The following is a 24,986-nucleotide window of genomic DNA, read 5'->3' on the forward strand; positions in this document are numbered from 1 at the left end:
GTCTGGAGGGGGCGGCGTGAGAACCGCGCTGACCGACCTCGTGGGGTGCCGGTATCCGATCGTGCAGACCGGGATGGGGTACGTCGCGGGCGCGCGGCTCGCCGCGGCCACCTCGGAGGCGGGCGGGCTCGGGATCATCGCGGCCGCCACGATGTCCGTCGGCGAGATGACCGAGGCGATCAATGGCGTGCGGGAGCGGACGGACGCCCCGTTCGGGGTGAACATCCGCTCCGACGCCGACGACGCGGCCGAACGGGTGGAGGTGATGATCCGCGAGGGCGTGCGCGTGGCGTCGTTCGCGCTGGCGCCGCGGCGGGAGCTGATCGAGCGGCTGAAGAGCGCGGGCGTGGTGACGATCCCGTCAGTGGGCGCGCGGCGGCACGCCGAGAAGGTGGCCGCCTGGGGCGTGGACGCGGTGATCGTGCAGGGCGGCGAGGGCGGCGGTCACACCGGGCCGGTCCCGACGACGCTGCTGCTCCCCCAGGTGGTGGACGCGGTCGACATCCCGGTGATCGCGGCGGGCGGCTTCTTCGACGGGCGCGGGCTGGTGGCGGCGCTGGCGTACGGGGCGTGCGGCATCGCGATGGGCACCCGGTTCCTGCTGACGAGCGACTCGTCGGTGCCGGACGAGGTGAAGAAGGTCTACCTGGCGGCGGCCGACACGCTGGTCACCACCCGGGTCGACGGTGTGCCGCATCGGGTGCTCAGGACGCCGTTCGTGGAGTCGCTTGAGCGCTCCCGGCTGCTCAGGGCGGTGGTCAACGGTGCCAGGTTCAAGCGGCTGTCGGGGCTGACGTGGGCCCAGATGATCCGCGAGGGGCGCCGGATGCGGCACGGCCGCGAGCTGACCTGGGCGCAGGTGCTGCAGGCGGCCAACACGCCGGTGCTGTTGCGGGCCGCGATGGTCGAGGGGCGGGCCGATCTGGGGGTGATGGCCTCCGGGCAGGTGGTCGGGGTGCTCGACGACCTGCCGTCCTGCCGGGAGCTGATCGAGCGAGTTATGTCCGAGGCGGAGACAGTGATGGAGCGGTTCAGAGCACCGTGATGCCGCGGGCGGCCAGGATGGCCGCCGCCTGGGCGGGGTTGATCGTCGCCCCCTGGAAGGCTCGCAGCTTGGTGTCGTCGGGCTCGCCCAGGTCGGCGCCGCGCAGGTCGGCCTTGGCGAACACGGTCTTGAGCAGCTTGGTCCCGCGCAACCGGCAGTCGCTGAACGTCGCCTCGGTGAAGTCGCAGCCCGACAGGTCGGCGTCGTCGAAGCGGACGCCCTCGATGAACTCCCCGCGCAGCGAGCAGCCCCCGAGGTTGGCCATGGTCAGGTTGGACCGGGAGACCTTGAAGCCGGTGCCGCGCGCCGCGGTGAGGGACGCGCCGATCATGCGGCACCCGGTGAAGGTCACGTCCGTCACCAGCGCGCCGCCGAACTGGGCGGAGGACAGGTCGACGTCGGTGAACGTCACGTCGATGAGCTCGGCGTCGTTGAACCTGATCCGCATCCCGCCGCCGCCCGTGAACACCGCGCCGTCGAGGTCGGCCCGCCGGAAGTCGGCCTGTTCGAGCACGCACGACTCGAAGCGGGCGCCGGCCAGCGGGGCCCGCCGGAGGTCGGCCTCGGTCAGGTCGCAGTCGCGGAAGACGTGGGTCTCGTCCGGCGCGAGCCGGTCGGTGAGCGTGGTCTGGGAGAGGTCCTCGCCGTCGAAGTTCACGGTGTCAAAGGGTACCGGTGATCAGTTCGGCGGCGGCCTGGCCGCAGACCCTGGCCGAGCCGTACGTGGCGATGTGCACGGCGCCCAGGTCGGACCGGGCGGGCAGGCCCATCTCGACCACCACGGCGTCGGGGCGGGCGCTGAGCAGGTGCCGCAGTGCCTCGCTCTGCCAGGGGTGGCGGTGCGCGTCGCGGACCGCGACGACGAGGGGGTGCCCGGCCGCGGCGGCGATGAGCCGTTCCAACACGGCCCCGGTCGCCTCGCCGGCCGCGAGCCGGGTCACGGTGGTGCCGGGCAGCAGCCTGCCCAGGGGCTCGCCGACGCCCCACGGCGTGTTCTTGTCGATGGCCAGGTTCATCTCGGGGGCCAGCTCCACCACGTGCGCCGCGGAGGTGAGCGGCAGGACGGGGTCGCTCGTGCGGCGGGTGATCCTGAGCGCGCGGCGGGCCGCGACCAGGCCGAGGTAGCCGTCCTCGGGGACCGGGGTGCCCGCGGCGGCGGTCCAGGCGGCCAGCTCGCCGACCCGGCGCGCGGCGTCGGCCAGGCGCTCCTCCGGCAGCAGGCCGTCGCGCACGGCTTCGGCTATCGCGTCGCGCACCTCGACGGCGGTCGCCTCGCCTGAGTGCTCGCCGCCGACGCAGATGGCGTCGGCCCCGGCGGCGATGGCGCGGGCGGCGGCGCCCCCGATCCCGTACGGCCCGGAGACGGCGGCCATCTCGATGCCGTCGGTGATGATCAGGCCGTCGAAGCCCAGTTCCTCGCGGAGCAGCCCGGTGAGCACCTTGGGGCTGAGCGTGGCGGGCAGGACGGCGTCATACGCGGGCACCAGCAGGTGGCCGGTCATGACGGCCTTGACGCCTTCCTGGATCGCGGCGCGGAAGGGGCGCAGCGCGTACTCGATCCCGTCGGTGGCGACCACGGGCACGCCGTGGTGGGAGTCGATCGAGGTGTCACCGTGGCCGGGGAAGTGCTTGGCGCAGGCGGCGACCCCTGCGGACTGCAGGCCGCGGACGAACGCCCTGGTGTGCCGGGAGACCAGCGCGGCGTCGGCGCCGAAGGAGCGCAGGCCGATGACCGGGTTGTCGGGGTTGGAGTTGACGTCGGCCGAGGGGGCGAAGTCGATCGTGATGCCCGCGGCCGCCAGGTCCGCCCCGAGGTTCCTGGCCACGGCCTCGGTCAGCGTCACGTCGTCCACGACGCCGAGCGCGTAGCCGCCGGGACGGCTGCTGCCGGTGGCGACCTCCAGCCGGGTCACCTCGCCCGACTCCTCGTCGATGCCGATCATGACGGCGGGGTTCTCCGCGCGCAGGGCGGCGGTCAGTTCGGCCACCTGGTCCGCTCCCGTGATGTTGCGGGTGAACAGCACCACCCCGGCCAGCCCCTCCCCCAGGCGGCGGCGGAGCCAGTCAGGCGGGGTCGTCCCCTCGAACCCGGGCAGGATCACGGCATCGGCAAGGCACAGCAGGTCACCGCTCTTGAGCATGAACCGCAATCTAATAGGAAAGTTTCCTATTTGCTAGTGGCATCGCCGGACGTCATAGGCGTTCGATGATGGTGACGTTCGCCTGGCCGCCTCCTTCGCACATCGTCTGCAGGCCGTACCGGCCGCCGGTCCGCTCCAGCTCGTGCAGCAGCTTCACGGCCAGGACCGCGCCGGTCGCGCCGAGCGGGTGGCCGAGCGCGATCGCGCCGCCGTTCGGGTTGACCCTGGCGGGGTCGGCGTCGCTCTCCTTCAGCCAGGCGAGCACGACCGAGGCGAACGCCTCGTTGATCTCCACGGCGTCGATGTCGCCGATCGTCATCCCGGCCTTGCGCAGCGCGTGCTCCGTGGCCTGGATCGGCGCCGCGAGCATCATGATGGGGTCGCCGCCGCGCACCGACAGGTGGTGCACGCGGGCGCGCGGGCGCAGCCCGTGCTCCTGTACGGCCCGTGGCGACGCGATGAGCAGGGCGGCGGCGCCGTCGGAGATCTGCGAGGCCAGGGCGGCTGTGAGGCGCCCGTCCTCGACCAGGGGCTGGAGCCCGGCCATCTTGGCCGGAGTGGTGTCGCGGCGCGGGCCCTCGTCAGTGGTGACGCCCTCATAGGGGGTGATCTGGTCGGCGAAGCGGCCGGTGTCGATGGCGGCGATGGCCCGGCGGTGCGACTCGTAGGCGAACGCCTCCATGTCCTCTCGGGAGATGTCCCACTTGACGGCGATCTGTTCGGCGCCGGTGAACTGGGAGACCTCCCGCGTGCCGTACCGGGAGAGCCAGCCCTTGGAGCCGCTGAAGGGGGTGTCGTGCCCGAGGGGACGGCCGGCGAGCATCGCCGAGGAGATGGGGATCATGCTCATGTTCTGTACGCCGCCGGCCACCACGAGGTCGCTGGTGCCCGAGAGCACGGCCTGGGCGGCGAAGTGCAGCGCCTGCTGGGAGGAGCCGCACTGGCGGTCGACTGTGACGCCGGGCACCTCCTCCGGCAGGCCCGCGGCCAGCCAGCAGGTGCGGGCGATGTCGCCGGCCTGCGGTCCGATGGTGTCCACGCAGCCGAACACCACGTCCTCCACGGCCGCCGGATCGGCGCCCGTGCGGGTCATCAGCTCTTGGAGTACGTGCGCGCCGAGGTCGGCGGGGTGGGCGCCGGTGAGGCCGCCGTTCCTGCGCCCGACCGGGGTCCTGACCGCGCCGACGATGTATGCCTCGTTCACTCCCGCATCGTAGCAAGCGCTTGGTCGCGCACGGAATGCCGGGTGAGCTGGGCGGGTTCGGTGAACAAGCGATTGTCTGAGGGCTCATAATGGGAGCGTGACAACGCGAAAGAACTCCGGGCAGAGCGCGGCCGCCCCGGCGAAGCGCCAGCGCGCGACCTCGTCAGGGCCGGCGTCGGAGCGCCGTGACCACCTCGTCAAGCTCGCCGCGGAGCTCTTCGCCCGCAAGGGCTTCCAGGCCACGACCGTACGCGAGATCGCCGACGAGGCGGGCATCCTCTCGGGAAGTCTCTATCACCATTTCGATTCCAAGGAGACCATCGTCGACGAGGTGCTCTCCACCTTCCTCGACGACCTGGTCGCCCGCTATCGCACGGCGATCGCCTCGGGCTCCGACCCGCGCACGATTCTGTCGGAGATGGTGCGCATCGGCTTCGGCACGCTGGAGCCGCACCGGGCCGCGATCACCGTGATGCAGAACGACTGGAACTATCTGCGGCAGTTCGAGCGGTTCAACTACCTGGTCAAGGCCGAGGACGAGGTCGAGCAGATCTGGGTCGCGCAGATCAAGGCGGGCCAGGCGGCCGGGCAGTTCCGCGCAGACGTGGACCCGAAGCTCACCTACCGGATGATCCGCGACACGATCTGGGTGGCGGTGCGCTGGTTCCGTCCCGGCGGGCGGCTCAACACGACGGGTCTGGCCGAGCACTACATCACCGTGCTCTTCGACGGCCTGGCCACGGGTGAGCGGACCAGCCAGCAGGCATGACGCTTGGTACGGCGGTGCGTCAGGCACTGCGGGAGGCGGCGGAGCCCGAGAAGGCCGCCACGATGCGCGCGTACATGAAGTCCGACATGCCCTTCCTCGGCGTCCAGGCGGTGCCGAGGCGGGCCGTGCTGCGGCGGGTCTTCTCGGCCCACCGCATCGGTACGGCGCCGGAGTGGCGCAGGGCGGTGCTCGGCCTGTGGCGCGAGGCCGAATACCGCGAGGAGCGCTACGCGGCGATCGATCTGACCGGCTATCACCACTACCGGGAGTTCCAGACTCTCTACACGGTGCCGATGTACGAGGAGATGATCGTCAGCGGGGCCTGGTGGGACCTGGTCGACGAGCTGGCCACGCACCGGATCGGCGGCCTGCTGACCGCCTTCCCCGACTCGATGCGCCCGCTCATGCTGGACTGGGCGCGCGACGGCGACCTGTGGAAGCGCCGCACCGCGATCCTGAGCCAGAACAGGTTCAAGGCTCGCACCGACACGGCCCTGCTCTACGCCTGCATCGAGCCGAGCCTGTCGGACAACGACTTCTTCGCCCGCAAGGCGATCGGCTGGGCGCTGCGCGAATACGCCAAGACCAACCCGGCCGAGGTCATCCGCTATGTACGCACCAAGGGCATCTCCGGTCTGAGCCGCCGCGAGGCACTGCGCAACTTACCGGCTACCTAGTCCACAAGGCATCCTGTACGGCCTGCACCAGGGCCATCAGCTCGGGCGTGACGCGCTCCCTCGCCCAGGCCAGCGCGTACGTGATGCGCAGGTCCCCCGCGTCGAGCGGGACGAACCTCAGGTCGTCGCGGCGGATGGTCCTGGCCAGCAGCTGCGGGATCGGCAGCACCCCGGCACCCGCCGCGACCAGGTCGAGCGCGGCGGCGAAGTCGTCGTCGGCCACCATGCGCGAGCGCCCCGGCAGCCCGGCCCACGCCCGGCTGCCGGGGGTCAGCAGCACCTGCCCGGCCAGGTCACCGGCGACGACCTTGGCTCTCGGCGCCAGCGCGTGCCCCAGCGGCACCGCGAGCTGGTCCACCGAGACGTGGAACCTGGCGGCGGTGACGAACCGCGCGGGCGCGGGGGTGGCCAGGATCGCCGCCGACACCTCGCCCCGCTCCAGCGCGTCGGCGGCCGCCCCGCGCCCGGCGACCGTGAGCTCCACGCCGATGGCCGGGGTGCGGGCCGCCAACCGGCGGGCGACCCGGGCCGCCAGCGCGCCGACGAGTGGTGGATAAGCAAGGTGAATGGTCGGCCGGGCCAGCCGGGCGGCTTCGGCCGCGAAAGCGGCGGCGGCGGTCAGCAGCTCGTCGGCGTGCGGAAGCAGCGCCCTGCCCTCGGCGGTCAGCCGTACCGCGCGGGCGGAGCGGTCGAACAGCCTGGTCCCGGCCGCGCGCTCCAGCCTGGTGATGGCCTGGCTCATGGCGGGCTGGGACATGCCCAGGTCCGCGGCGGCGAGCGAGAAGCTGAGCCGGGCCGCCACGCGGGCGAAGCACTGGACCTCCTTGAGCATAAGCAGCACGAATACAGGATGCATCAGGTAGGACCGGTGTGGTGAATTCTCGGCGTTCGATCAAGTCAACGCAGGGAGCAAGTCGATGTCGTCATTTCCCCGGTCCACCGTGCTCGGATATCCGCGGATCGGCCCGCGAAGGGAGCTGAAGCGGGCCCTGGAGTCCTACTGGGACGGCCGCTCGACCCGGGCGGAGCTGGAGGAGGCGGGCGCCGAGATCCGGGAGCGGACCTGGCGGCGGCTCGACGAGCTGGGCCTGGCCGGGCTGCCGTCCAACACCTTCTCGCTCTATGACCAGGTGCTCGACACGGCCGTGCTGCTCGGCGCGGTGCCCCGGCGCTATCAGGAGGCCGAGGACCCCTACTTCGCGATGGCCAGGGGCACCGCCGGGCTGGCGCCGCTGCGGATTACGAAGTGGTTCGACACGAACTACCACTACATCGTGCCGGAGATCGACGCCGAGACCGTGTTCAAGCTCGACCCGGCCAAGCCGCTCGCCGAGCTGCGGCAGGCTCGGGAGCTGGGCTTCGAGACGCGGCCCGTGGTGGTGGGGCCGGTGACGTTCCTGCTGCTGGCCGGGGCGCTGGAGCGGCTGGATGAGGTGCTCGGCTGCTACGAGGAGCTGCTGGCGATCCTGGCGGCCGAGGGCGTGGAGTGGGTGCAGCTCGACGAGCCCGCGCTGGTGGCCGACCGGACGCCCGCGGAGCTGGCCGCCGTCACGGCCGCCTACGAGCGGCTGGGGTCCGCGCCGTCGCGCCCCGGGCTGTTCGTCGCCTCCTACTTCGGTGATCTGGGCGAGGCGCTGCCCGTGCTGGCCGCGACGCCGGTGGAGGCGATCGGGGTGGATCTGGTGCGCGGCGGCCTGGACCGGCTGCCGGCGCTGGCGGGCAAGACCGTGGTGGCGGGCGTGGTGTCCGGGCGGGACGTGTGGCGTACCGCTCCCGGGCGGGCCCTGAGCCTGCTGCGGGCGGTGCGGGAGCACGCGGCGGACGTGGTGGTCAGCACCTCGTGCTCGCTCCTGCACGTGCCCTACGACGTGGCGGGGGAAGAAGGGCTCGATCCGGGGCTGCGGGCGCGGCTGGCCTTCGCCGAGCAGAAGGTGGCGGAGGTCGTCGAGCTGGCGCGTGCCGACTTCCGGGGCGCCGAGGCGCCGGCCGCGTCGGTGGCGCTGGCGGACCCGGTCGTGTTCGAGGGGCGCGGGCCGTACGCGGAGCGCGCCGCGGCCCAGGCCGCGCACCTGCGGCTGCCCGTACTGCCGAGCACCACGATCGGGTCGTTCCCGCAGACCGGCGAGCTGCGCGCGGCTCGCGCGGCCGTGGTGGCGGGCACACTGCCGGACGCCGACTACGAGCGTCGGGTCGAGGCGGAGATCGAGCGGGTCATCCGGCTGCAGGAGCGGCTCGGCCTCGACGTCCTCGTGCACGGCGAGCCGGAGCGCAACGACATGGTCCAGTACTTCGCCGAGCACCTCGACGGATTCGCGGTGACCGCCAACGGCTGGGTCCAGTCCTACGGCTCCCGGTGCACCAGGCCGCCGATCCTGCACGGCGACGTCGGGCGGGCCGCGCCGATCACCGTACGGTGGGCGCGCCACGCGCAATCACTGACGGACAAGCCGGTCAAGGGCATGCTCACCGGGCCCGTCACGATCGTCGCCTGGTCGTTCGTCCGCGACGACCTGCCGCTGCGCGACGTGGTGTTCCAGGTGGCCGACGCGGTCCGGGACGAGGTACGCGACCTGGAGGCGGCGGGTGTGTCGATCATCCAGGTGGACGAGCCGGCGCTGCGCGAGCTGCTGCCCCTCAGGCGGGCCTCGCAGGCCGACTACCTGGAGTGGGCCGTGGCCGCGTACCGGCGGGCCACCTCGGGGGCCAGCGACCGCATCCAGATCCACACGCACCTGTGCTATTCGGACGCCGACCAGATCCTCGCGGCGATCGACGGCCTGGACGCCGACGTCACCACGATCGAGTCGGCCCGCTCCGGGGCCCGGATCCTGGGGGCCGTGGGCTCCTTCGGGCGGGGGCTCGGGCCGGGGGTCTACGACATCCACTCGCCGAGGGTGCCGAGCCAGGCCGAGGTGGAGGAGTTGTTGCGGGAGACGCTGAAGGTGCTGCCCGCCGAGCGGGTCTGGGTGAATCCGGACTGCGGGCTGAAGACGCGTACGTACGAGCAGGTAGAGGCGGCGCTGGCCAATGTGGTCGGCGCGACCAGGCGCCTGCGCGACGAACTCGGCGCTACGTGATCAGCTCTACCGGCGGGCCCGCTCTACCGATGGTCAGCTGAAGGTCCATTCCAGGTGGGCCAGGGCGGCGTCGGCGTAGTGGCGTGGGCCGGTGCTCAGGCCGTAGGCGAGGTCCTCGATGAGCGCGCACCTGGCGTAGAAGACGACTCTGGCCCGGTCGAGCTCGTCGAAGTCGCGGTCGTAGTGCGCCAGGGTCCGTTCGAGGACCTCGGGGCCCAGGTCGCGGTAGATGAGCGCGAAGTCGTGCGCCGGGTCGGTGACGGCGGCGTCGGTCCAGTCGATGACGCCCGTCAGCGTGCTGGTCGCGGCGTCGGCCAGCAGGTGCTCGCTGCCCAGGTCGTTGTGGCAGAAGCGCAGGTCGCGCGGCTCGTCGGGCGGTGTGCCGCGTAAGAACCGCTCCACCAGCGGGCGCCGCTCCGCCGGCACGTGCCCCTCGACGTCGCGATAGTCGAGCCCGGCGTCCACCAGCAGGGTGGGCGCCGGGTAGAGGTCGGGCGGCGCCAGCGCGCGCAGGTCATCGACCGGGGCACTGTGCAGGGCGCTCAGCAGGCGGCCGAGCGGGGCGGCCAGCGCCGCGGGGTCAGGCACCGGGTGCTGGTTGAGCGGCTCGCCCGGCAGCTTGCGGTAGGCGATCACGCCCTGCTCGTAGTCGGCGAAGACCACCTCGGGCACCGCCACGGTGGCCAGCTCGCGGACCGCGGCCAGCAGCTCGACCTCGCGGCGGGTGGCCACCGGATCGGCGGTCTTGCCGCCTCGGACGATCAACTCCCCGTTGACCTCGTAGACCTCGTGGTCCAGGCCCTGCCCGGACTCGGTCAGAGAGCGCACCTCGACGTCGGGGAGGTGGCGGGCCAGCAACGCGCGGATGTCGCCGATCACACCAGCAGCCTAGGCCCGGCGGGTCGGGTGCGCGAGAGGATAATTACTTGAGCGCCCCCGCGGTCAGCCCCGACTGGATCTGGCGCTGGAAGACCGTGTAGACGACCAGCATGGGCAGGATGGCCAGCGTCAGGGCGGCGAACAGGGCCGACCAGTCCTGGTCATAGCCCGCGGCCGTCGAGATGTCGGCGATGCCCTGGGTGAGCACCCACTTGTCGCGCTCCTGCAGCAGCACCAGCGGCAGCTGGTACTGGTTCCACTGACCGAGGATGTTGAAGATCGTGATGCTGACCAGGCCCGGTCTGGCCATGGGCAGCATGATCTGGAAGAACACCCGGGTGTGCGAGGCGCCGTCGACCATGGCCGCCTCCGCCACCGCCGTGGGCAGCGTACGGAAGAAGGCCGACAGGAAGAACACGGTGAACGGCATCGAGTAGGCGATGTAGACCAGCACGAGGCCGGCGTGGGTGTTCAGGCCGATGAACGGGCCGATCAGCGGGACGTTGCCCATGTTCTGCACGACGAAGAACAGCGGCGACAGCGCCAGGTAGACCGGGAAGGCCAGGCCCGACACGAACAGCAGGTAGACGGCCCGGTTGCCGCGGAAGGGGTAGCGCGACAGCACGTACGCGGCCATCGAGCCGAGCAGCATCGTGCCGGACACGCTGAAGGCGACCACGATGACGCTGTTGAGCATGTACTGGCCGATGTGCGCCTGCTCCCAGGCCCTGGCGAAGTTGTCCCAGCGCAGGCTGGCCGGCAGGGACCAGGCGTCGCCGAAGATCTCGTCCTCGCTCTTGACCGACGCCAGGAACGTCCACAGGATCGGCACCACCGTGAGCACGGTCCACAGCAGCAGCGCGACGTGCGACAGGATCGCCATCGGCCCGAGCCGCTTCCGGCTCTCCTGGCGGGCCAGCTTGCGGGAGTTCGCCACCGTCCACGAGGTCGTCGTCGTCATCAGTACTCGATTCGTTCGCGCCGCGTCAGACGCAGCGAAAGGATCGCGAACCCGACGGTGAAGAAGAACATCACGACGCCCAGGGCCGAGGCGTATCCGAAGCGGAAGTATTGGAAGGCGTTGCGGTAGACCTCGGCCGCCATGACCGTGGTCGACCAGTCGGGCCCGCCGTGCTGGTCGGTCATCACCCACACGATCGCGAACACGTCGAGGGCGATGATGCCGAGGTAGACCCAGGCCACCTGGATGGTGTCCCAGAGCAGCGGCAGGGTGATGCGGAAGAACAGGCTCAGCCGCCCGGCGCCGTCGATCTGCGCCGCCTCGAACATGTCCTTCGGGATGGAAGCTAGGCCGGCGGAGAAGAGCACCACGTAGAACCCGACCGCCTGCCAGACCATGACGCCGAGCACCGACCAGAACGCGACGCCCGGGTCCGACAGGAAGCCGATCGGCTTGCCACCCAGCGCCATTAGCGGCGCGTTCAGCATCCCGCTGCCGTCCGGCCGGAACACCTGCTGGAACAGCACCGCCACCACCGCGACGGCCAGCACCTGCGGGAAGAAGAACACCACGCGGTAGAACTTGGAGCCGGTGATCCCGCCCACGGCCCGCCCGCCGCCGCCCACGTTGAGGAGGAAGGAGAAGAACAGGGCGATGATGATCGTGACCAGGGGCAGCAGGACGAGCAGCCCGGCGTTGTGCGTGACCGCTTTCCAGAACGTCCCGTCTCCGAGAAGCCGGCGGAAGTTCTCCAGCCCGATGAAGGCCGGCGTGGCCGAGACGCCGCGCCAGTCCGTCATCGAGATGTAGAACGCCTGGATGTATGGAGAGATCACATAGACCAGGTAAAGGGTCACCGGGGCTGCCAGGAACGCGGTGATGAACAGCCCTCGGCGATACCTGTTGAACAGCATCAGCGCTTGTACTTCTTGATCGAGGAGTCCTTCTTGATCTCGTCGGCCTTCTTCTGGATGCGCTCCAGATACTTGTCCGGCGTGAGGCCGCCGGTCATGAGCTCACCGGTGGCGGCGACGGCCTCGTCCTTGAGCTGGAGATACCAGGTCTGCCAGCGGTAGTAGACGATGTTCGCGCCGGCCTCGGCGTAGGCCTTGGTCGCGCTCGCGGCGCCCGGGGAGAGCTGGCGGCCCTCGCCCGCGCCCTTGACCGTCGAGACGGTTTTGACCATCTCGCTGAACTCGCCGGCCGCCTTCTTCGACAGCATGGCCCGCAGGTACTCCATGCCGCCCTGCGGGTTGGCGCCCTTGGCGGGGACGATGAAGTTCTCGCTCGGCTGGCTGTGCAGCGTGCCGTAGGGCATCTTGTCGGAGCTGGTGAAGTCGGGGACGGGGAACATGCCGTACTCGAAGTCGGCCGGGGTGGTGGTCTTCTGCTCGTTCTCCAGCCAGGAGCCGGAGGGCAGCATGGCCACCTTGTACTTGTTCTGGGCGGTCTGGGTCTGCACGTGGTCGAGGCCGGCGGTGCCCTCCAGGAGGTACTTGGCGCCGATCTCGGCCCAGGCCGTGGCGGAGGTCTTCATGGCCTCCGTGGTCCAGGCGCCGTCCTCGAGGTTGTCGATGTTGACGAGGACCTCGGGGCCGCCGATCTTCGCGGCCATGGTGAGCAGCACTTCGTACAGGTATTGCGGGAATTTTCCGGCGTAGGTGAAGGGGGCCATCTTGCCGGACTTTTTGATCGTTTCGTTGAGCTTGAGGAACTCGTCCCACGTCTTGGGGGGCACCCAGCCGTTGTCCTTGAACGCCTTCTGCGAATACCAGATGCCGAAGATGTAGTTGACGTAGCCGAGCACGCTGAACGTGCCGTCCATGGTGCCGATGTCGATGACGGCCGGGTCGAGGGTGTCCCTGACCTTGGTGCCCGGGTCGTCCCAGCTCGGCGCGTCAAGCAGCGGGGTGAGGTCCTGGAGCTGGCCGTCCTGGGCGAGCGCGCCGAAGTCCATGGCATTGGCGCCCGAGTTGTCGATCACGTCAGGCGGGTTACCACCGGCGAACCTCGGCTGGAGGACCTTGGTGATCTCCTTGGTGGCGTTGTGCTTGATCTCCACCTTCGGATACTTCGACTTGAACAGCGGCTGGTGGATGTTCTTGGCGTAGTCCTGGCCGAAACCGCCGTCGAAGATCCACACCTCGAGCGGCTTGCTGTCCGAGACCCCGAAGGGGTTGGCCGCGCTGGTCGCGACCGGGGCGGCCGACGACGAGGCTGACGGCTTCGCGGCCGGGGTCGCGCACGCGGCGAGCGCGCCCGCCACGGGGACCAGCGCGGCGCTCCGAAGAAGCTCGCGCCTGGTGAAACGGGGGGTGTTCGGCATATTTCTACTCCTGACTAGTCATGCTCCACGTCGGATCCGCCCGGCGTAGCGGCTCTCCAGGGCCTTGTTGTGCTCGTCGCCGCCGGCCACGTTGACCGACAGGTAGATGGGCGGCGTCTCGCCGAGCGCCACGAGCTCGGCCACCGCCTCGGTGACCACCATCTGCGCGAGCAACGCCGAGGTGACGGTCGAGATCGCGCCGTAACCGCCGCCGCCCGGCAGTTCGAGGATCGCGTCCCCGTAGGGCGCGCCGTTGTCCAGCACGACGTCGGCCAGGTCGAGCAGCTTGCGGCCCGACGGGTGGCGCGAGGTCATCTGGCTGCTGTGCTGGAGCGAGGTCAGCGCGATCAGGGGATGGCCGCGGTCCTTGACGATCGTGGCCAGCTCGACCACGGCTCCGTTGATGCCCGAGCTGGAGATCAGCACGAACACGTCCTGCGGCGCGACGGGCGCCAGCTCGTAGATCCGGTGGGCGATCTCCGGATCGCGTTCGAGCTCGGGGGTGAGCACGCTCGGCGGCTGACCGCCGTACAGGACGAGGTCGCGTGGGGTGAGCCGGTTGCTGGGGACCAGTCCCCCGGCCCGTCCGGCGATCTCCATCGCGATCGCCTCGGAATGTCCGGATCCGAACGCGTTGACCACGCCGCCCGCTCGCAGCGACGCGACGAGCAGCGCGGCGGCGCGGCGTACCGGCTCCGCCTGTGTCTCCACGACCTGGTGTGCCAGCTCCAGGGCCTTCGTTGCGAACGTCATTCAGCCTCTCTCCACCCGATGGCTCTCCACGGCGCTGATCGTGAGCCCGAACGCCTGGTTGGTGCGCTCGTAAGTGCGCTGGGCCACCGCCACATAGACGGCGTCGAGCACGAACAGCTGCGAGTGGACGGCCGCCAGCCCGCCGAGCCGGAAGGTGGTCTCCCTGCTGGCGGTGGTGAGCACCAGGTCGGCCAACTCGGCGAGCGGCGAGCGGGCGAACGAGGTGACCGCGACCGTGGTGGCCTCGTGACTGCCGGCCTCTGCCAGGGCCTCCATGACCTCGCGGGTCCGGCCCCGGTGGCTGATGCCGATCGCGACGTCGCCCGCGCCGAGCAGCGCGGCGTCCGACAGCGCGACGTGCGCGTCGCCCGCGCTCCAGCCCGGGATGCCGATGCGGCGCAGCCGGCCCTCGAACATGGTGGCGACGTTCCCGCTGGTGGAGACGCCTACGAGCAGGACCCGCCGCGCGGCGACGATGGCCTCGGCCACCTGGGCGACGATCTCCGAGTCGAGCTGGGCGGCGGTGTCCTGGATGAGCCGGGCGTCGGCCGCGGCCATCACCTCGATCGCCGAGTCGAGCGGGTCGTCGGGCCCGATCTCGTGCCCCACGCCCGCGCCCCAGCCCGCCTGCGCGGCGCGGCCGGTCTCGGTGGCCAGCGCCACGCGCAGCTCGGCGTAACCGGAGAAGCCGAAGGCCCGGCAGAACCTGGTCACGGTCGCGGGCGAGCTGCCCGCGCGCTCGGCCAGCGCGATGATGGTCGACCGGGCCGCCTCGGCCGGATCACCGAGGATCACCTCGCCGACTCTGCGCAACGCCTCCGGCAAACCGGGTAGTTCTGTTTCCACACGCCCGAGGGCCCCTGAAGTCACGAATATTCCTTCCGGATACCCGGTCTTCCGCCGAAAATTATTCTTGCTTCTCCGCGGAGTCAAGTCCCACAATCGGACCGTGACCATTTCGCTCACCATTGGGGTGGATGCTGGCGCCACCTCAACCCGTGTCGCCGTGCACGCGCTCGACGGCACCCGCGTCGGGTACGCCAGGGCGGGCGCGGGCAATCCGAGCGCCCACGGCCTGGCGAACGCGGTGGCGGCGATCGAGACCGCGCTAAGCGGGGCTCTGGCCGGGCTGGACGCCTCGTCGGTCGTCGCCTCGCTGGCCGGGATCTCGGGGTTCGTCGACGAGATGGAGCCGGCGCTGGCCAAGGTGTGGGCGGGGCATGGCATCGCCTCGGGGCCGCGGCTCATGGGCGACACGGTGATCGCGTACGTCGCGGGGTCGCCCGAGCCGGACGGCTCGCTGCTGCTCTCGGGGACGGGGGCGGTGGCGGCCCGGATCACCGGCTACGAGCTGGACGTGATCGCCGACGGGCTGGGCTGGCTGCTGGGCGACGCGGGGTCGGGCTTCTGGATCGGGCGCGCGGGCGCCAAGGCCGTCGTCGCCGAGCTGGATCGCGGCGCCTCGGCGGGTCCGCTGGTCGAGCTGGTCGTCGAGCACTTCCTCGGGGCCGAGCGCGGCCCCACGCCGCGCAAGGTGGCCGATCGGATCGTCCGGCTGGCGCAGGCCGACCACATGCGCCTGGCCGCCCTGTCGGCGCTGGTGACTCAGGCCGCCGAAGCGGGCGACCCACTCGCGCTCGGCATCGCCCGCCAGGCCGCCGAGCACCTGGCCGCCACGGTGCGGCGGGTGCACCGGTCGGGGCCGGTGGTGCTCGCCGGGAGCGTGCTGACGAGCGACGGTCCGGTACGGCAGGCCGTACGCGAGCTGCTGGCCGGTGAGACCGTGGCCACGGCGCGCGACGCGGCGGGGGCGGCGGCCTGGCTGGCGGCGCGCGACCTGCTGCCGGAGGCCGACCGGCGGGCCTCGCACGGGGCGTTCACGGCCGGTCCTTGACGGCCTGGGCACCCCTCCAACCCACGGCCGGACCTTGATGGCCTGGGCACCCTTCTACCCCACCAGTAGCGCCGCGCTTCCGTAACTGCCGCCGAAGCCCGTCGCCAGCGCCACCTCACGGCCGCCGCGCACTTCCCGGACCGCCTGGGCCACGTTGTTCAGGCCGTGCACGTAGCCCTCCGACAGCAGGCCGCCGTGCGGGTTGATCCAGGCGTGGCGACGCTCCAGCAGGTACGGGCCCAGGTTCTCGCGAGGGACCAGGCCGAAGTCCGCCAGTTGCCGTGGGACCAGCCAGGAGTAGGCGTCGTACAGGAGTGCCGCCCCCACGTCCGACGGCCGCATGCCCGATGCCTCCCACAGCATGGGGGCCACGTACTCGGAGAAGACGGCGCTCACGTCCGGCGCGCGGTCCATCGCGGAGCAGCCGGGGCCGCCGCCGCGCACCACGGCCTGGATGCGCGGGCCGCCGAGCACGCCGCTGACCAGCAGCGCGCACGCGCCGTCGGTCTCCTGGCAGCAGTCGACGGTACGGAGTGGGGTGCAGACGTACGGTCTGGCCAGGTATTCCTCGAACGACAGCGGCTCCCGGCGCAGAGCGCGGGGGTTGGTCTTGGCGTTGTCCCTGGACTGGGCGACGACGGCGTGCAGGTGTTCCGGGCCGAGGCCGGTGTCGTGCAGGTAGCGGGTCGCGGCCAGGGCGAAGAGCGGGATCGGGCCGGCCATGCCGTAGGTGAACTGCTCCTGGGGACCGGTGGAGACGGTGTTCATGCGCTTGCCGGAGCGCCCGTTAAGCGCCCGATAGATCAGGATATTTCGCGCTAAACCGGCGTGTATGAGCATGGCCGCGTCGCCCAGGATCGAGGCGGCCTGGGTGCCGCCTCCAGCTATGTCGTTGTGCCAGCCCAGCCGGTCGATGCGCAGCGCGCGGGCGACCTGGGTGACGGGGGCCGAGTCGTTCATGTGGTAGCTCAGGACCGCGTCCACCTCCGTGGGCGCGATGCCCGCGTCGGCGCACGCCGTACGGCAGGCCTCGACCGCCAGGTCCAGCTCGGTGCGGCCGGACTCGCGCGTCAGCGCGGTCATGCCGACACCGGCCACGGCCGCCCGGCCGGCGAAGGGCTGCATGCCCACCTCCTGCCCGGCTGACGGGCGTCGGGTCACTCGCCGGGGCGGGGCGCGATCCACCCCGGCGGGTGACGCATGTGGTGCTCGCCCGTCACGCTAACGCGGCGGCGGTTTCCGCACAAGCGCTTGCTCGGCATGTTACCTCCGGGCGACCGCGAGGGGCACTCACCGGCTGGCGGCGGAAACAGTCACCCCACGGCAACCTTCACAGCGGGTAGTCCGTTCTGTAATACGGAGGTGCGACGATAGCCCATCCCCATCACCTCGAGGTGAGCGATGGATCTACGCCACGTACGCTACGCGATCACCATCGCCCGTGCGGGCAGCCTGCGCCGTGCGTCCACCGTGCTCCACATCGCCCAGCCCACCCTTTCCGAGCAGCTCAGGGCGCTGGAGAAGGAGATCGGCGTCGAGCTGTTCACCCGCTCGTCCAGCGGCGTGCGGCTCACCGAGGCGGGTGAGGTGTTCCTGGCCCAGGCCACGGTGGCGGTCGACGCCTTCGAACGGGCTGTGGCGGCCGCTCGGGGCAAGGGGCAGACGGTCCGCCTGGGGGTCGCCGACGGGCTGGGGGATGTGGTGGCCCGGCTTTTGTCGCAGGTTCAGGAGTCGCGGCTGCGGGTCGCGCCCATGTGCACGGCCGAGCAGATCATCTCCCTCATGGACGGAACCCTTCAGGCCGGGCTCGGCTACGCCCCCGGCTCGCTGCCCAGGGGCGTGGCCCGAATGCTCGTCCAGCGAGCCCAGGTACTCGCCCTGCTCCCCCGCGATCACCGGCTGGCCTCGGTCGAGCGGCTGCGGCTCGCCGATCTGGCGACGGAGCCGCTCGTCATGCCGGAGTCCGACGCGGTGGCGGGTGCGCGCCGGTTCCTCGAAGGGTTCGTCCGGCTCGGCCTGCATCCCCGGCTCGGCCCCGGGGCGCCCACCCATGACGCGGCCGTCTCCATGGTCGAGTCGGGCGCCGGCTACACGCTCTGCGTACGCGGCGGCCTGCCGGTGCCGGAACGCCTCACCTTCATCCCCGTCGCCGAGGAGATTCCGCCACTCGAGGTGGTGTTCCTCTGGAACCGGCAGGCCGACGTGGACGATCTCGTGCACGCGGCCCGGCACCTCGCGCGCTCTGGATAGCGCTATTATCTAGCGATGCGCGTTTCGGAGCTGAGTGTCGAGTCCGGTGTGGCGATCGCGACGATCAAGTACTACCTCCGCGAGGGCCTGCTGCACCAGGGCCGGCAACTCGCGGCCACCAGAGCCGACTACGACGACTCCCACCTGCGCAGGCTCCGCCTGATCAGGGCGCTGCTCGAAGTGGGCCGGCTGCCCGTCGCCGCCATCAAGCAGGTCATCGAGGCGGTGGAGGATGAGTCGCTCTCGGTGCACCGCATGCTCGGCACCGCCCAGTACGCCCTGGGCCCCACCATCGAACCGGAGCCCGGCGACGAATGGGACGCGGCGCGTGGCCAGGTCGACCGCCTCGTCGAGGAGCTGGGCTGGGACGTCACCCCCACCGCTCCCACGCGGGACGAACTGGCCCAGACCATCGTCAGGTTGGGCCAGCTGGGCCTGTCGACCGACCTGACGGTTTACGCCCAGACGGCTCAGCGACTCGTGGCCGAGGTGGAAATGGACACGGTGCCGTTCGACGGGCCGCGCGAGGCCGCCGTCGAGGCGCTGGTGCTGGGCACGGTCCTGTACGGGAGGGCTTTCGACGCCCTGCGCCGCCTGGCCCACGAGTCGGAGTCGGCGCGCCGGGTCGGCGGTGTTCCGGAAAGCCTGAGCGGCCCGGAAGATCTGCGCGTCACGGACGATCTGAGCGGGCGCGTGGATGGAAGCGGTCAACCGGGGTAGGCGCGGGCGGATGTTCGACGACTTCGTGACCGACCGGATCGACGTGGGCCAGGCCGAGCTGTTCGTCCGCCACGGCGGCTCCGGCCCGCCGGTCCTGCTGCTGCACGGCCACCCGCGCACCCACGCCACCTGGCACCGGGTGGCTCCCCTGCTCGCCCCGGACCACACCGTGGTCTGCCCCGACCTCAGAGGGTACGGTCGCTCGTCCAAGCCGCCGACGACCGCCGATCACGAGCCGTACTCCAAGCGCGCGATGGCCGGGGACATGGTCGCGCTGATGCGCTCGCTCGGCCACGAGCGGTTCGCCGTCGTCGGTCACGACCGCGGGGCGTACGTGGCCCAGCGGCTGGCGTTCGACCATGCCAACGCGGTCACGCGGCTCATCGTGCTCGACAGTGTGCCCATCGGTGCGGCCCTCGCCCGTTGCGACGCCGGCTTCGCCGCCAGGTGGTGGCACTGGTTCTTCCTCGGCCAGACCGCCAAACCGGCGGAACGCGTGATCAACGCCGACCCCGACGCCTGGTACGGCACGGGGCCCGAGCAGATGGGCGCGGAGGCGTACGAGGACTTCCGCCGGGCGATCCACGACCCCGAGACCGTACACGCGATGTGCGAGGACTACCGGGCGGGCCTGGGCGTCGACCGGGCGGCCGACGACGCGGACCGGGCCGCCGGGCGGCGCGTCGCCTGCCCGGTGCTCTTCCTCTGGGCGACAAGGGATGACATGGAGGATCTGTACGGCGACCCGCTGGCGGTCTGGGGCGAGTGGGCGTCCGACGTGCGCGGGCACGCCCTGGACAGCGGCCACCACCTGGCCGAGGACGTACCGGACGAACTGGCCAAGGCCATCCGCTGCTTCGTGGCCGGCGCGTAAGCGCTCCTCAGTCGGTCACGGCCACCGGGCGTTTCAGCAGCCACAGGGCGGCCCGTTGCAGCAGTGTGCGGTGGATCTCGTTCTCGTAGGACCTGACGTCGTGCCCCAGCGCGTCGTACACGACCCGCCCCCGCCGCACCGGCCGCGCCCACACCAGGGGCTGCCCACTGGCCGACGACGCGAGCGGTTGCACGTCCGGCAGCACGTCGAGGTCGCTGTAGACCTCGTCCACCAGGTCGAAGTCGCGCAGTCCCTCGACGATCTCGTGGCCGCCGTGCACGCGTACCCCAGTCCAGCCCAGCGGCGGGTGGTGGGACTTGGGCCAGGTCCAGCAGCCGCCCAGCACGCGCGGCCACCCCTGCCAGTCGTCGAAGCAGATGGACGCCGAGTGCATGCACAGCAGGCCGCCACCTCGGTCGAGGTGGTCGAGCAGGGTGGTGCGGGCCTCGGCGGGCAGTTCGAAGCGCCACTCGTCACGCAGGTCGGCGAAGCGGTCGAGGCCCATCTGCCAGCGCAGCGCGTTGACGGTGATGAGCTGGACCTCCGACGGCTCGCTCAGCGCGCCCGCGATGTCCTCGGTGATGTCGGATTCGATTCCCACCCCGGCGAGTACTTCGGCGAGGGCCGCCGACGTGGCCTCGAAGTCATGGAACAGGCCTCCCGAGAGAATCAGATTTCTCGCCACGTCCCAACCTCATCATGCTTGCCGCGGCATTTCTACCCGCGGACGCGGCGACCGTCCTTCTCGTCGCGATCGAGATCCGCGACGGCCGCATCCACAGCCTCTACGGTCTGCTCAACCCGGACAAGCTCTCACGGGTACGGACCGCTTGACGACCTATAGTCACCCTCATGGATCTGGGCATCAAGGGCAAGGTCGCGTTGGTCACCGGAGGCAGCGCGGGCATCGGTCTCGCGGCGGCCAAGAGCCTGGCGCGAGAGGGCTGTGCCGTCTGCGTCAGCGCGCGCAATCCGGAACGGCTGGCCGACGCGGTGGTCGAGCTGCAGGAGTTCGGCGGCGTGGTGCACGCCGTGCTCGCGGACGTGGAGGACCACGACGCCGCGGTGCGGGTGGTCGCCGAGACGCGTGACGTGCTCGGCCCCGTGGACATCCTGGTGGCCAACGCGGGCGGACCGCCCCCGGGCCGGTTCGTCGACGCCGGCCTGGGCGACTGGGACGTCGCGGTGCAGCGCAACCTGCTCGGCACGGTACGCCTGATGTACGCCGTGCTGCCGGAGATGCGCGCCCGCGGCTGGGGCCGCATCATCACGATCACCAGCGGGTCGGTGCGCCAGGCGATCGACGGCCTGGCCCTGTCGAACGCGACCCGCTCCGCCGTGGCCGGGATCGTACGCACGCTGGCCCGCGAGGTCGGCGGCGACGGGGTGCTGGTCAACAACGTGCTGCCCGGCCCGATCGACACCGAGCGGCTGCGTGAGCTGGCGGGCGGCGACGAGGGCCTGGCCGCGCGGGGCGGCGGGGTGCCGGTGGGGCGCGTCGGGCGTCCCGAGGAGGTGGGGGACGTGGTGGCGTTCCTGGCCAGCGAGCGGGCCTCGTTCGTGAACGGGGTCTCGATGCTGGTCGACGGCGGGGAGAGCCGCGTCATCGCCTGACGAGCGTCGCGACGATCGCGGCGGCCCACGCGTCGGCCGGCTGCCGCGGGTCGGCGAAGAAGGCCAGGTGAGCGCGGTGGAAGCAGGCGCCCATCAGCAGCGAGGCGGCGGCCCCGGCGTCGATCGCGCCCTCCAGCCTGCCGAGCTCCTGCTCGGCCCGCAGGATCTCGGCGAGCACCTCGATCGGCAGGTGCGGGCCGGTGCCCGTCGTGGCGAGCATGCGCCTGAACCCGGCCAGCAGCGACGGATCGGACATCATTCCTGAGCCGATGGCGGCCGCCCGGCCGTAGAAGTCGAGGGCCGCCAGCGCGAACTCGGTGAGGTGGGCCGCCAGGTCGCCCTGCCCGACGCGCTCGCGCAGCGTGGCCAGCGCCGGGGCGAGCGCGGGCAGCCGTTCGAGCAGAACCGCCAGGATCAGCGCCTCCTTGCCCGGAAAGTGCTTGTAGAGCAGCGCCTCGGAGCAGCCCGCCTGCGACGCGATGCGCTTCGTGGTCGCCCCGGCCATGCCGAATTCGTGAATGGCCTGCTCAGCGGCATCGATGATGCGATCACGCGTGTTCATGGGCGCATCTTAGTAGTGAGCGCTCACTGACTTGGCGGAACATGACATCCTTCCCTTAGGGACATAAGTGGGGAAGGCAGGGCCATGGACAAGCCGGTCATCGTGACGGTGGACGACGACCCGGGCGTATCGCGGGCGGTCGCGCGCGACCTGAGACGCCGCTACGGCCAGCAGTACAGAATCGTCCGGGCGGAGGCCGCCGACCAGGGCATGGAGGCGGTGAAGGAGATGCGGCTGCGCGGCGACGACGTGGCCGCGATCTTGGCGGACTACCGGATGCCGCAGATGAACGGGGTGCAGTTCCTCGAGGCGGCGATGGACATGTATCCATATGCGCGCCGGGTGCTGCTGACCGCCTACGCGGACACCGACGCCGCGATCCAGGCGATCAACGTGGTCGACCTCGACCACTATCTGCTCAAGCCGTGGGATCCGCCGGAGGAGAAGTTCTATCCGGTGATCGACGGCCAGCTGGACGCCTGGCACCGTACCGAGCGCATTGAGGTGGCCGAGCTGCGCGTGGTGGGCGACCGCTGGTCGGCGCCGTCGTACAAGGTGCGGGAGTTCCTGGCCCGCAGCCACGTGCCGTACCAGTGGCTGCTGGCCGAGGACCCGGAAGGCGCGGAGCTCGTCGCGGCGGTCGGCGCGGACTGCCGGCTGCCGCTGGTGGTCACCGCCGACGGCGTGTCGATGCAGTCGCCCGACCAGGCGTCGCTCGCCTCGGCCGTGGGCCTGTCGACCACGCCGGCGACCGACTTCTACGACCTGATCGTGATCGGCGGGGGCCCGGCCGGGCTGGGCGCGGCGGTCTACGGCGCCTCCGAGGGGCTCAACACCGTGCTCATCGAGGCGCACGCCTCCGGCGGGCAGGCGGGTCAGAGCTCCAGGATCGAGAACTACCTGGGCTTCCCCGACGGCGTCTCCGGCCAGCAGCTGACCGATCGGGCGCGCAGGCAGGCGCTGAAGTTCGGGGCCGAGCTGCTGAGCGCGCAGAAGGTCAGCCATCTGGAGCCGCGCGGCCAGGCCAGGGTGGTCGGGTTCAAGGAGGGCGGCGAGATCGCCGCGCACGCGGTGATCCTGGCGACCGGTGTCACCTATCGCCGTCTGGAAGCGCCCGGCCTGGACGACTTCGTCGGCCGGGGCGTCTTCTACGGCGCGGCGCTGACCGAGGCGCCCTCCTGCAAGGACAGCGAGGTCTACATCGTCGGCGCGGCCAACTCGGCCGGTCAGGCGGCGGTCTACCTGGCGGGATTTGCGAGCAAGGTCCATTTGTTGGTGAGAGGTGACGGTTTGGAGAAGTCCATGTCGCACTACCTCATCGAGCAGATCAACGCGCTCCCGAACATCGAGGTGCACTTCCAGACGCAGATCACCAGCGCCGCCGGTGACGGGCACCTGGAGCGCCTCACGCTCTCGACGAAGGGCGAGGAGTCGGTGGCCGAGACGCAGTGGCTGTTCGTGTTCATCGGCGCCGAGCCCTTCACCTCCTGGCTGGGCGAGACGATCGAACGCGACGACAAGGGGTTCGTGCTGACCGGGCCGGACCTGGTGCAGGGCGGCAAGCGGCCACGCAACTGGACGCTCAGGCGCGAGCCGTACTTCCTGGAGACGAACGTGCCGGGAGTGCTCGCGGCGGGTGACGTTCGGGCCGAGTCGATCAAGCGGGTGGCCTCCGCCGTCGGTGAAGGCGCGATGGCAGTCGCGCTCGTGCATCGTTACCTGGAGAAGCAATGACGATCGACATCGACGAACTCCGCAAGCTCTTCCTGTTCGAGCGCCTGACGGACCACCAGCTCACCAAGCTGGCTCTCAGCGGCCAGATGCGCAACTACGCCCAGGACGAGATCATCATCCAGCAGGGCGACCCGGCGGAGTGCTTCGCCGTGCTGGTCGAGGGCGAGATCCAGATGATCCAGGAGACGGTCACGGCCGGGACGGTCGCCATGCCGCGCAGCTCCCAGCCGGGTGTCTACGGCGGGGCCACCAGCGCCTATCTCGGCGCCCGGGCCCCGGAGCGCTACCAGCACAGCCTGCGCGCCACGGCGCCCTCCCGGATGTTCCTGCTGCCGGCCAGGAAGTTCGCGCACATCGTGGCCGAGTGGTTCCCGATGGCGATGCACCTACTCGACGGCATGATGTCGGGCGGTCGCATGCAGCGGGAGGTCATCGACCGGCGTCAGCGGCTGACCGCGCTCGGCACGATCACCGCCGGGCTCACCCACGAGCTGAACAACCCGGCGGCGGCGGCCGTACGGGCGGTGAGCGAGCTGCGCACGCTCATCAGGACCTCCCGCGTGCAACTGGCCCAGCTCGCCGAGGACGGCATACCGCCGGAGCGGCTGCGGGCCCTGATCGACATGCAGGAGCAGTGCACCGCCGCCGTCGGCAACCTGCCGCCGCGCTCGCCGATGGAGATCTCCGACGCGGAGGACGACCTGGGCGAGGCTCTGGAGGAGCTCGGCGTTGACGACGCGTGGGAGCTGGCCCCGGCGCTGGTCAACGCCGGATTCAGCCGCGCGCACCTGGAGAAGGTGCACAAGAAGGTGGGCCAGGAGCACGCGGGCGCCGCGGTGCACTGGCTGGCCGAGGCCGTCGAGATCTCGCAGATGCTCGGTGAGGTGACCGAGGCGACCGAGCGGATCACCTCGCTGCTCGCCTCGGCCAAGCAGTACTCCCAGATGGACCGCGCGCCGTTCCAGGTCTGCGATGTGCACGACCTGCTCGACAGTACGATCGCCATCTTCCGCGGCAAGATCCCGCCCGGCATCAGCGTGGTCACCGACTACGACCGGACGCTGCCGGCGATCCCGGCCTACGCCGGCGAGCTCAACCAGGTGTGGACGAACCTCATCCACAACGCGCTCGACGCCATGGGCGAGGAGGGCACGCTGACCATCCGCACCGCGCACGACGAGGACGAGGCGATCATCGAGATCGGCGACACCGGCCCCGGTGTACCGGACGCTATCAAGGACCGGATCTTCGAGCCGTTCTTCACCACGAAGACCGTCGGCCAGGGCACCGGTCTCGGGCTCGACATCTCCTACCGGATCGTGGCGGGCCGGCACGGCGGCGAGCTCAAGGCGCGGTCGACGCCCGGCGACACGTGGTTCGAGGTACGACTGCCGCTGCGCGAGGCCTCGGCGGCCGCGTCTCCGGCCGCGTAAGGAAACCGCACAAGGTGCCACAGGCTTGGCACCAAAGGCGTGGGAACTGTCACATTCGCGTCTCGTGTCAGGG

The 24,986-nt window shown here is 71.0% G+C and carries 25 protein-coding genes; 12 read left to right on the forward strand and 13 right to left on the reverse strand.

Going from position 1 to position 24,986, the window contains the following annotated elements:
• Positions 1-16 precede the first annotated feature (16 nt).
• Positions 17-1,045: a nitronate monooxygenase gene (locus AB0L53_RS37205; protein ID WP_364004403.1), complete on the forward strand. Its 1,029-nt coding sequence runs from the start codon at positions 17-19 to the stop codon at positions 1,043-1,045.
• Here AB0L53_RS37205 and AB0L53_RS37210 read toward each other — a convergent pair.
• Genes AB0L53_RS37210 through AB0L53_RS37220 form a run of 3 tightly spaced genes read right to left on the reverse strand, consistent with a single transcriptional unit; the run spans position 1,032 to position 4,390 of the window.
• Complete coding sequence (locus AB0L53_RS37210; protein ID WP_364004406.1) at positions 1,032-1,703, reverse strand: pentapeptide repeat-containing protein; 672 nt, start codon at positions 1,701-1,703, stop codon at positions 1,032-1,034. The two genes, AB0L53_RS37205 and AB0L53_RS37210, sit on opposite strands and share 14 nt — an antisense overlap.
• 4 nt (positions 1,704-1,707) lie before the next feature.
• Positions 1,708-3,186, reverse strand: a complete 1,479-nt coding sequence (locus AB0L53_RS37215; protein WP_364004409.1) for a glycoside hydrolase family 3 N-terminal domain-containing protein — start codon at positions 3,184-3,186, stop codon at positions 1,708-1,710.
• A gap of 52 nt (positions 3,187-3,238) precedes the next feature.
• Positions 3,239-4,390, reverse strand: a complete 1,152-nt coding sequence (locus AB0L53_RS37220) for an acetyl-CoA C-acetyltransferase (RefSeq protein ID WP_364004412.1) — start codon at positions 4,388-4,390, stop codon at positions 3,239-3,241.
• 97 nt (positions 4,391-4,487) lie between these two features.
• Here AB0L53_RS37220 and AB0L53_RS37225 point away from each other — a divergent pair, with 97 nt between their 5' ends.
• Positions 4,488-5,159 carry a TetR/AcrR family transcriptional regulator gene (locus AB0L53_RS37225; protein WP_225299318.1) on the forward strand — a complete coding sequence of 224 codons (672 nt, stop codon included), beginning with the start codon at positions 4,488-4,490 and terminating at the stop codon, positions 5,157-5,159.
• Positions 5,156-5,836 (forward strand): DNA alkylation repair protein, encoded by a 681-nt coding sequence (locus AB0L53_RS37230; protein ID WP_358535075.1) that lies wholly within the window; start codon positions 5,156-5,158, stop codon positions 5,834-5,836. Before AB0L53_RS37225 ends, AB0L53_RS37230 begins: the two co-directional genes overlap by 4 nt.
• Here AB0L53_RS37230 and AB0L53_RS37235 read toward each other — a convergent pair.
• Entirely contained in the window at positions 5,829-6,668 is an 840-nt protein-coding gene (locus AB0L53_RS37235; RefSeq protein ID WP_364004730.1) for a LysR family transcriptional regulator, read from the reverse strand. The genes AB0L53_RS37230 and AB0L53_RS37235 overlap by 8 nt on opposite strands.
• Before the next feature lie 85 nt (positions 6,669-6,753).
• Here AB0L53_RS37235 and metE point away from each other — a divergent pair, with 85 nt between their 5' ends.
• Entirely contained in the window at positions 6,754-8,913 is a 2,160-nt protein-coding gene (gene metE / locus AB0L53_RS37240) for a 5-methyltetrahydropteroyltriglutamate--homocysteine S-methyltransferase (RefSeq protein WP_364004416.1), read from the forward strand.
• 33 nt (positions 8,914-8,946) lie between these two features.
• On the opposite strand, the gene AB0L53_RS37245 is transcribed toward metE, so the two are convergent.
• Genes AB0L53_RS37245 through AB0L53_RS37270 form a run of 6 tightly spaced genes read right to left on the reverse strand, consistent with a single transcriptional unit; the run spans position 8,947 to position 14,702 of the window.
• The gene (locus AB0L53_RS37245) at positions 8,947-9,792 is read right to left on the reverse strand and encodes a phosphotransferase (RefSeq protein ID WP_364004419.1); all 846 of its coding nucleotides are present in this window, start codon (positions 9,790-9,792) and stop codon (positions 8,947-8,949) included.
• A gap of 43 nt (positions 9,793-9,835) precedes the next feature.
• Positions 9,836-10,753, reverse strand: coding sequence for a carbohydrate ABC transporter permease (locus tag AB0L53_RS37250; RefSeq protein ID WP_364004422.1), 918 nt, complete (start codon positions 10,751-10,753; stop codon positions 9,836-9,838).
• The gene (locus AB0L53_RS37255; protein WP_364004425.1) at positions 10,753-11,667 is read right to left on the reverse strand and encodes a sugar ABC transporter permease; all 915 of its coding nucleotides are present in this window, start codon (positions 11,665-11,667) and stop codon (positions 10,753-10,755) included. The genes AB0L53_RS37250 and AB0L53_RS37255 overlap by 1 nt, the downstream gene beginning before the upstream one ends.
• Positions 11,667-13,079 carry an N-acetylglucosamine/diacetylchitobiose ABC transporter substrate-binding protein gene (ngcE, locus tag AB0L53_RS37260; protein WP_364004428.1) on the reverse strand — a complete coding sequence of 471 codons (1,413 nt, stop codon included), beginning with the start codon at positions 13,077-13,079 and terminating at the stop codon, positions 11,667-11,669. The genes AB0L53_RS37255 and ngcE overlap by 1 nt, the downstream gene beginning before the upstream one ends.
• 18 nt (positions 13,080-13,097) lie before the next feature.
• On the reverse strand, positions 13,098-13,832 hold the full coding sequence (locus tag AB0L53_RS37265) for an SIS domain-containing protein (RefSeq protein WP_364004431.1): 735 nt from the start codon (positions 13,830-13,832) through the stop codon (positions 13,098-13,100).
• Positions 13,833-14,702: a MurR/RpiR family transcriptional regulator gene (locus AB0L53_RS37270; RefSeq protein ID WP_364004434.1), complete on the reverse strand. Its 870-nt coding sequence runs from the start codon at positions 14,700-14,702 to the stop codon at positions 13,833-13,835.
• Positions 14,703-14,781: 79 nt separating this feature from the next.
• Between AB0L53_RS37270 and AB0L53_RS37275 the strand changes: the two genes are divergently transcribed.
• Positions 14,782-15,726 carry a BadF/BadG/BcrA/BcrD ATPase family protein gene (locus tag AB0L53_RS37275; RefSeq protein ID WP_364004437.1) on the forward strand — a complete coding sequence of 315 codons (945 nt, stop codon included), beginning with the start codon at positions 14,782-14,784 and terminating at the stop codon, positions 15,724-15,726.
• 54 nt (positions 15,727-15,780) lie between these two features.
• On the opposite strand, the gene AB0L53_RS37280 is transcribed toward AB0L53_RS37275, so the two are convergent.
• On the reverse strand, positions 15,781-16,851 hold the full coding sequence (locus tag AB0L53_RS37280; RefSeq protein WP_364004439.1) for an acetyl-CoA acetyltransferase: 1,071 nt from the start codon (positions 16,849-16,851) through the stop codon (positions 15,781-15,783).
• Positions 16,852-17,127: 276 nt separating this feature from the next.
• On the opposite strand from AB0L53_RS37280, the gene AB0L53_RS37285 reads away from it, so the two are divergent.
• From AB0L53_RS37285 to AB0L53_RS37295, 3 genes are read left to right on the forward strand one after another with little or no spacing between them, the layout of a single operon-like run.
• A complete protein-coding gene (locus AB0L53_RS37285; protein ID WP_364004442.1) occupies positions 17,128-17,976 on the forward strand; it encodes a LysR family transcriptional regulator in 849 nt (282 codons plus the stop codon).
• Positions 17,977-17,991: 15 nt separating this feature from the next.
• Complete coding sequence (locus tag AB0L53_RS37290; protein WP_364004445.1) at positions 17,992-18,696, forward strand: MerR family transcriptional regulator; 705 nt, start codon at positions 17,992-17,994, stop codon at positions 18,694-18,696.
• Between the two features lie 10 nt (positions 18,697-18,706).
• Positions 18,707-19,570, forward strand: coding sequence for an alpha/beta hydrolase (locus AB0L53_RS37295; protein ID WP_364004448.1), 864 nt, complete (start codon positions 18,707-18,709; stop codon positions 19,568-19,570).
• Positions 19,571-19,577: 7 nt separating this feature from the next.
• On the opposite strand, the gene AB0L53_RS37300 is transcribed toward AB0L53_RS37295, so the two are convergent.
• Positions 19,578-20,255 carry a ThuA domain-containing protein gene (locus tag AB0L53_RS37300; RefSeq protein ID WP_364004451.1) on the reverse strand — a complete coding sequence of 226 codons (678 nt, stop codon included), beginning with the start codon at positions 20,253-20,255 and terminating at the stop codon, positions 19,578-19,580.
• 14 nt (positions 20,256-20,269) lie between these two features.
• On the opposite strand from AB0L53_RS37300, the gene AB0L53_RS37305 reads away from it, so the two are divergent.
• Positions 20,270-20,404: a hypothetical protein gene (locus AB0L53_RS37305; RefSeq protein ID WP_364004454.1), complete on the forward strand. Its 135-nt coding sequence runs from the start codon at positions 20,270-20,272 to the stop codon at positions 20,402-20,404.
• An 18-nt stretch (positions 20,405-20,422) separates the two neighbouring features.
• Positions 20,423-21,184 carry an SDR family oxidoreductase gene (locus tag AB0L53_RS37310; protein WP_358535040.1) on the forward strand — a complete coding sequence of 254 codons (762 nt, stop codon included), beginning with the start codon at positions 20,423-20,425 and terminating at the stop codon, positions 21,182-21,184.
• On the opposite strand, the gene AB0L53_RS37315 is transcribed toward AB0L53_RS37310, so the two are convergent.
• Entirely contained in the window at positions 21,174-21,746 is a 573-nt protein-coding gene (locus AB0L53_RS37315) for a TetR/AcrR family transcriptional regulator (RefSeq protein WP_364004457.1), read from the reverse strand. The two genes, AB0L53_RS37310 and AB0L53_RS37315, sit on opposite strands and share 11 nt — an antisense overlap.
• 84 nt (positions 21,747-21,830) lie before the next feature.
• On the opposite strand from AB0L53_RS37315, the gene AB0L53_RS37320 reads away from it, so the two are divergent.
• Both AB0L53_RS37320 and AB0L53_RS37325 read left to right on the forward strand, forming a co-directional pair.
• A complete protein-coding gene (locus AB0L53_RS37320) occupies positions 21,831-23,480 on the forward strand; it encodes an FAD-dependent oxidoreductase (RefSeq protein ID WP_364004460.1) in 1,650 nt (549 codons plus the stop codon).
• A complete protein-coding gene (locus tag AB0L53_RS37325) occupies positions 23,477-24,913 on the forward strand; it encodes an ATP-binding protein (protein WP_364004463.1) in 1,437 nt (478 codons plus the stop codon). The genes AB0L53_RS37320 and AB0L53_RS37325 overlap by 4 nt, the downstream gene beginning before the upstream one ends.
• The last annotated feature ends 73 nt before the right edge of the window (positions 24,914-24,986 follow it).

It is taken from the genome of Nonomuraea sp. NPDC052129 (assembly GCF_040680095.1).
Classification (GTDB): domain Bacteria; phylum Actinomycetota; class Actinomycetes; order Streptosporangiales; family Streptosporangiaceae; genus Nonomuraea.

Bases quoted from the DNA above. Each gene is read 5' to 3' on its own strand.
- AB0L53_RS37215 (WP_364004409.1), bottom strand. From the start codon at position 3,186: ATGCTCAAGAGCGGTGACCTGCTGTGCCTTGCCGATGCCGTGATCCTG.
- AB0L53_RS37230 (WP_358535075.1), top strand. From the start codon at position 5,156: ATGACGCTTGGTACGGCGGTGCGTCAGGCACTGCGGGAGGCGGCGGAG.
- AB0L53_RS37235 (WP_364004730.1), bottom strand. From the start codon at position 6,668: ATGCTCAAGGAGGTCCAGTGCTTCGCCCGCGTGGCGGCCCGGCTCAGC.
- metE (WP_364004416.1), top strand. From the start codon at position 6,754: ATGTCGTCATTTCCCCGGTCCACCGTGCTCGGATATCCGCGGATCGGC.
- AB0L53_RS37250 (WP_364004422.1), bottom strand. From the start codon at position 10,753: ATGACGACGACGACCTCGTGGACGGTGGCGAACTCCCGCAAGCTGGCC.
- AB0L53_RS37255 (WP_364004425.1), bottom strand. From the start codon at position 11,667: ATGCTGTTCAACAGGTATCGCCGAGGGCTGTTCATCACCGCGTTCCTG.
- ngcE (WP_364004428.1), bottom strand. From the start codon at position 13,079: ATGCCGAACACCCCCCGTTTCACCAGGCGCGAGCTTCTTCGGAGCGCC.
- AB0L53_RS37265 (WP_364004431.1), bottom strand. From the start codon at position 13,832: ATGACGTTCGCAACGAAGGCCCTGGAGCTGGCACACCAGGTCGTGGAG.
- AB0L53_RS37280 (WP_364004439.1), bottom strand. From the start codon at position 16,851: ATGCAGCCCTTCGCCGGCCGGGCGGCCGTGGCCGGTGTCGGCATGACC.
- AB0L53_RS37285 (WP_364004442.1), top strand. From the start codon at position 17,128: ATGGATCTACGCCACGTACGCTACGCGATCACCATCGCCCGTGCGGGC.
- AB0L53_RS37290 (WP_364004445.1), top strand. From the start codon at position 17,992: ATGCGCGTTTCGGAGCTGAGTGTCGAGTCCGGTGTGGCGATCGCGACG.
- AB0L53_RS37295 (WP_364004448.1), top strand. From the start codon at position 18,707: ATGTTCGACGACTTCGTGACCGACCGGATCGACGTGGGCCAGGCCGAG.
- AB0L53_RS37305 (WP_364004454.1), top strand. From the start codon at position 20,270: ATGCTTGCCGCGGCATTTCTACCCGCGGACGCGGCGACCGTCCTTCTC.
- AB0L53_RS37310 (WP_358535040.1), top strand. From the start codon at position 20,423: ATGGATCTGGGCATCAAGGGCAAGGTCGCGTTGGTCACCGGAGGCAGC.
- AB0L53_RS37315 (WP_364004457.1), bottom strand. From the start codon at position 21,746: ATGAACACGCGTGATCGCATCATCGATGCCGCTGAGCAGGCCATTCAC.
- AB0L53_RS37320 (WP_364004460.1), top strand. From the start codon at position 21,831: ATGGACAAGCCGGTCATCGTGACGGTGGACGACGACCCGGGCGTATCG.
- AB0L53_RS37325 (WP_364004463.1), top strand. From the start codon at position 23,477: ATGACGATCGACATCGACGAACTCCGCAAGCTCTTCCTGTTCGAGCGC.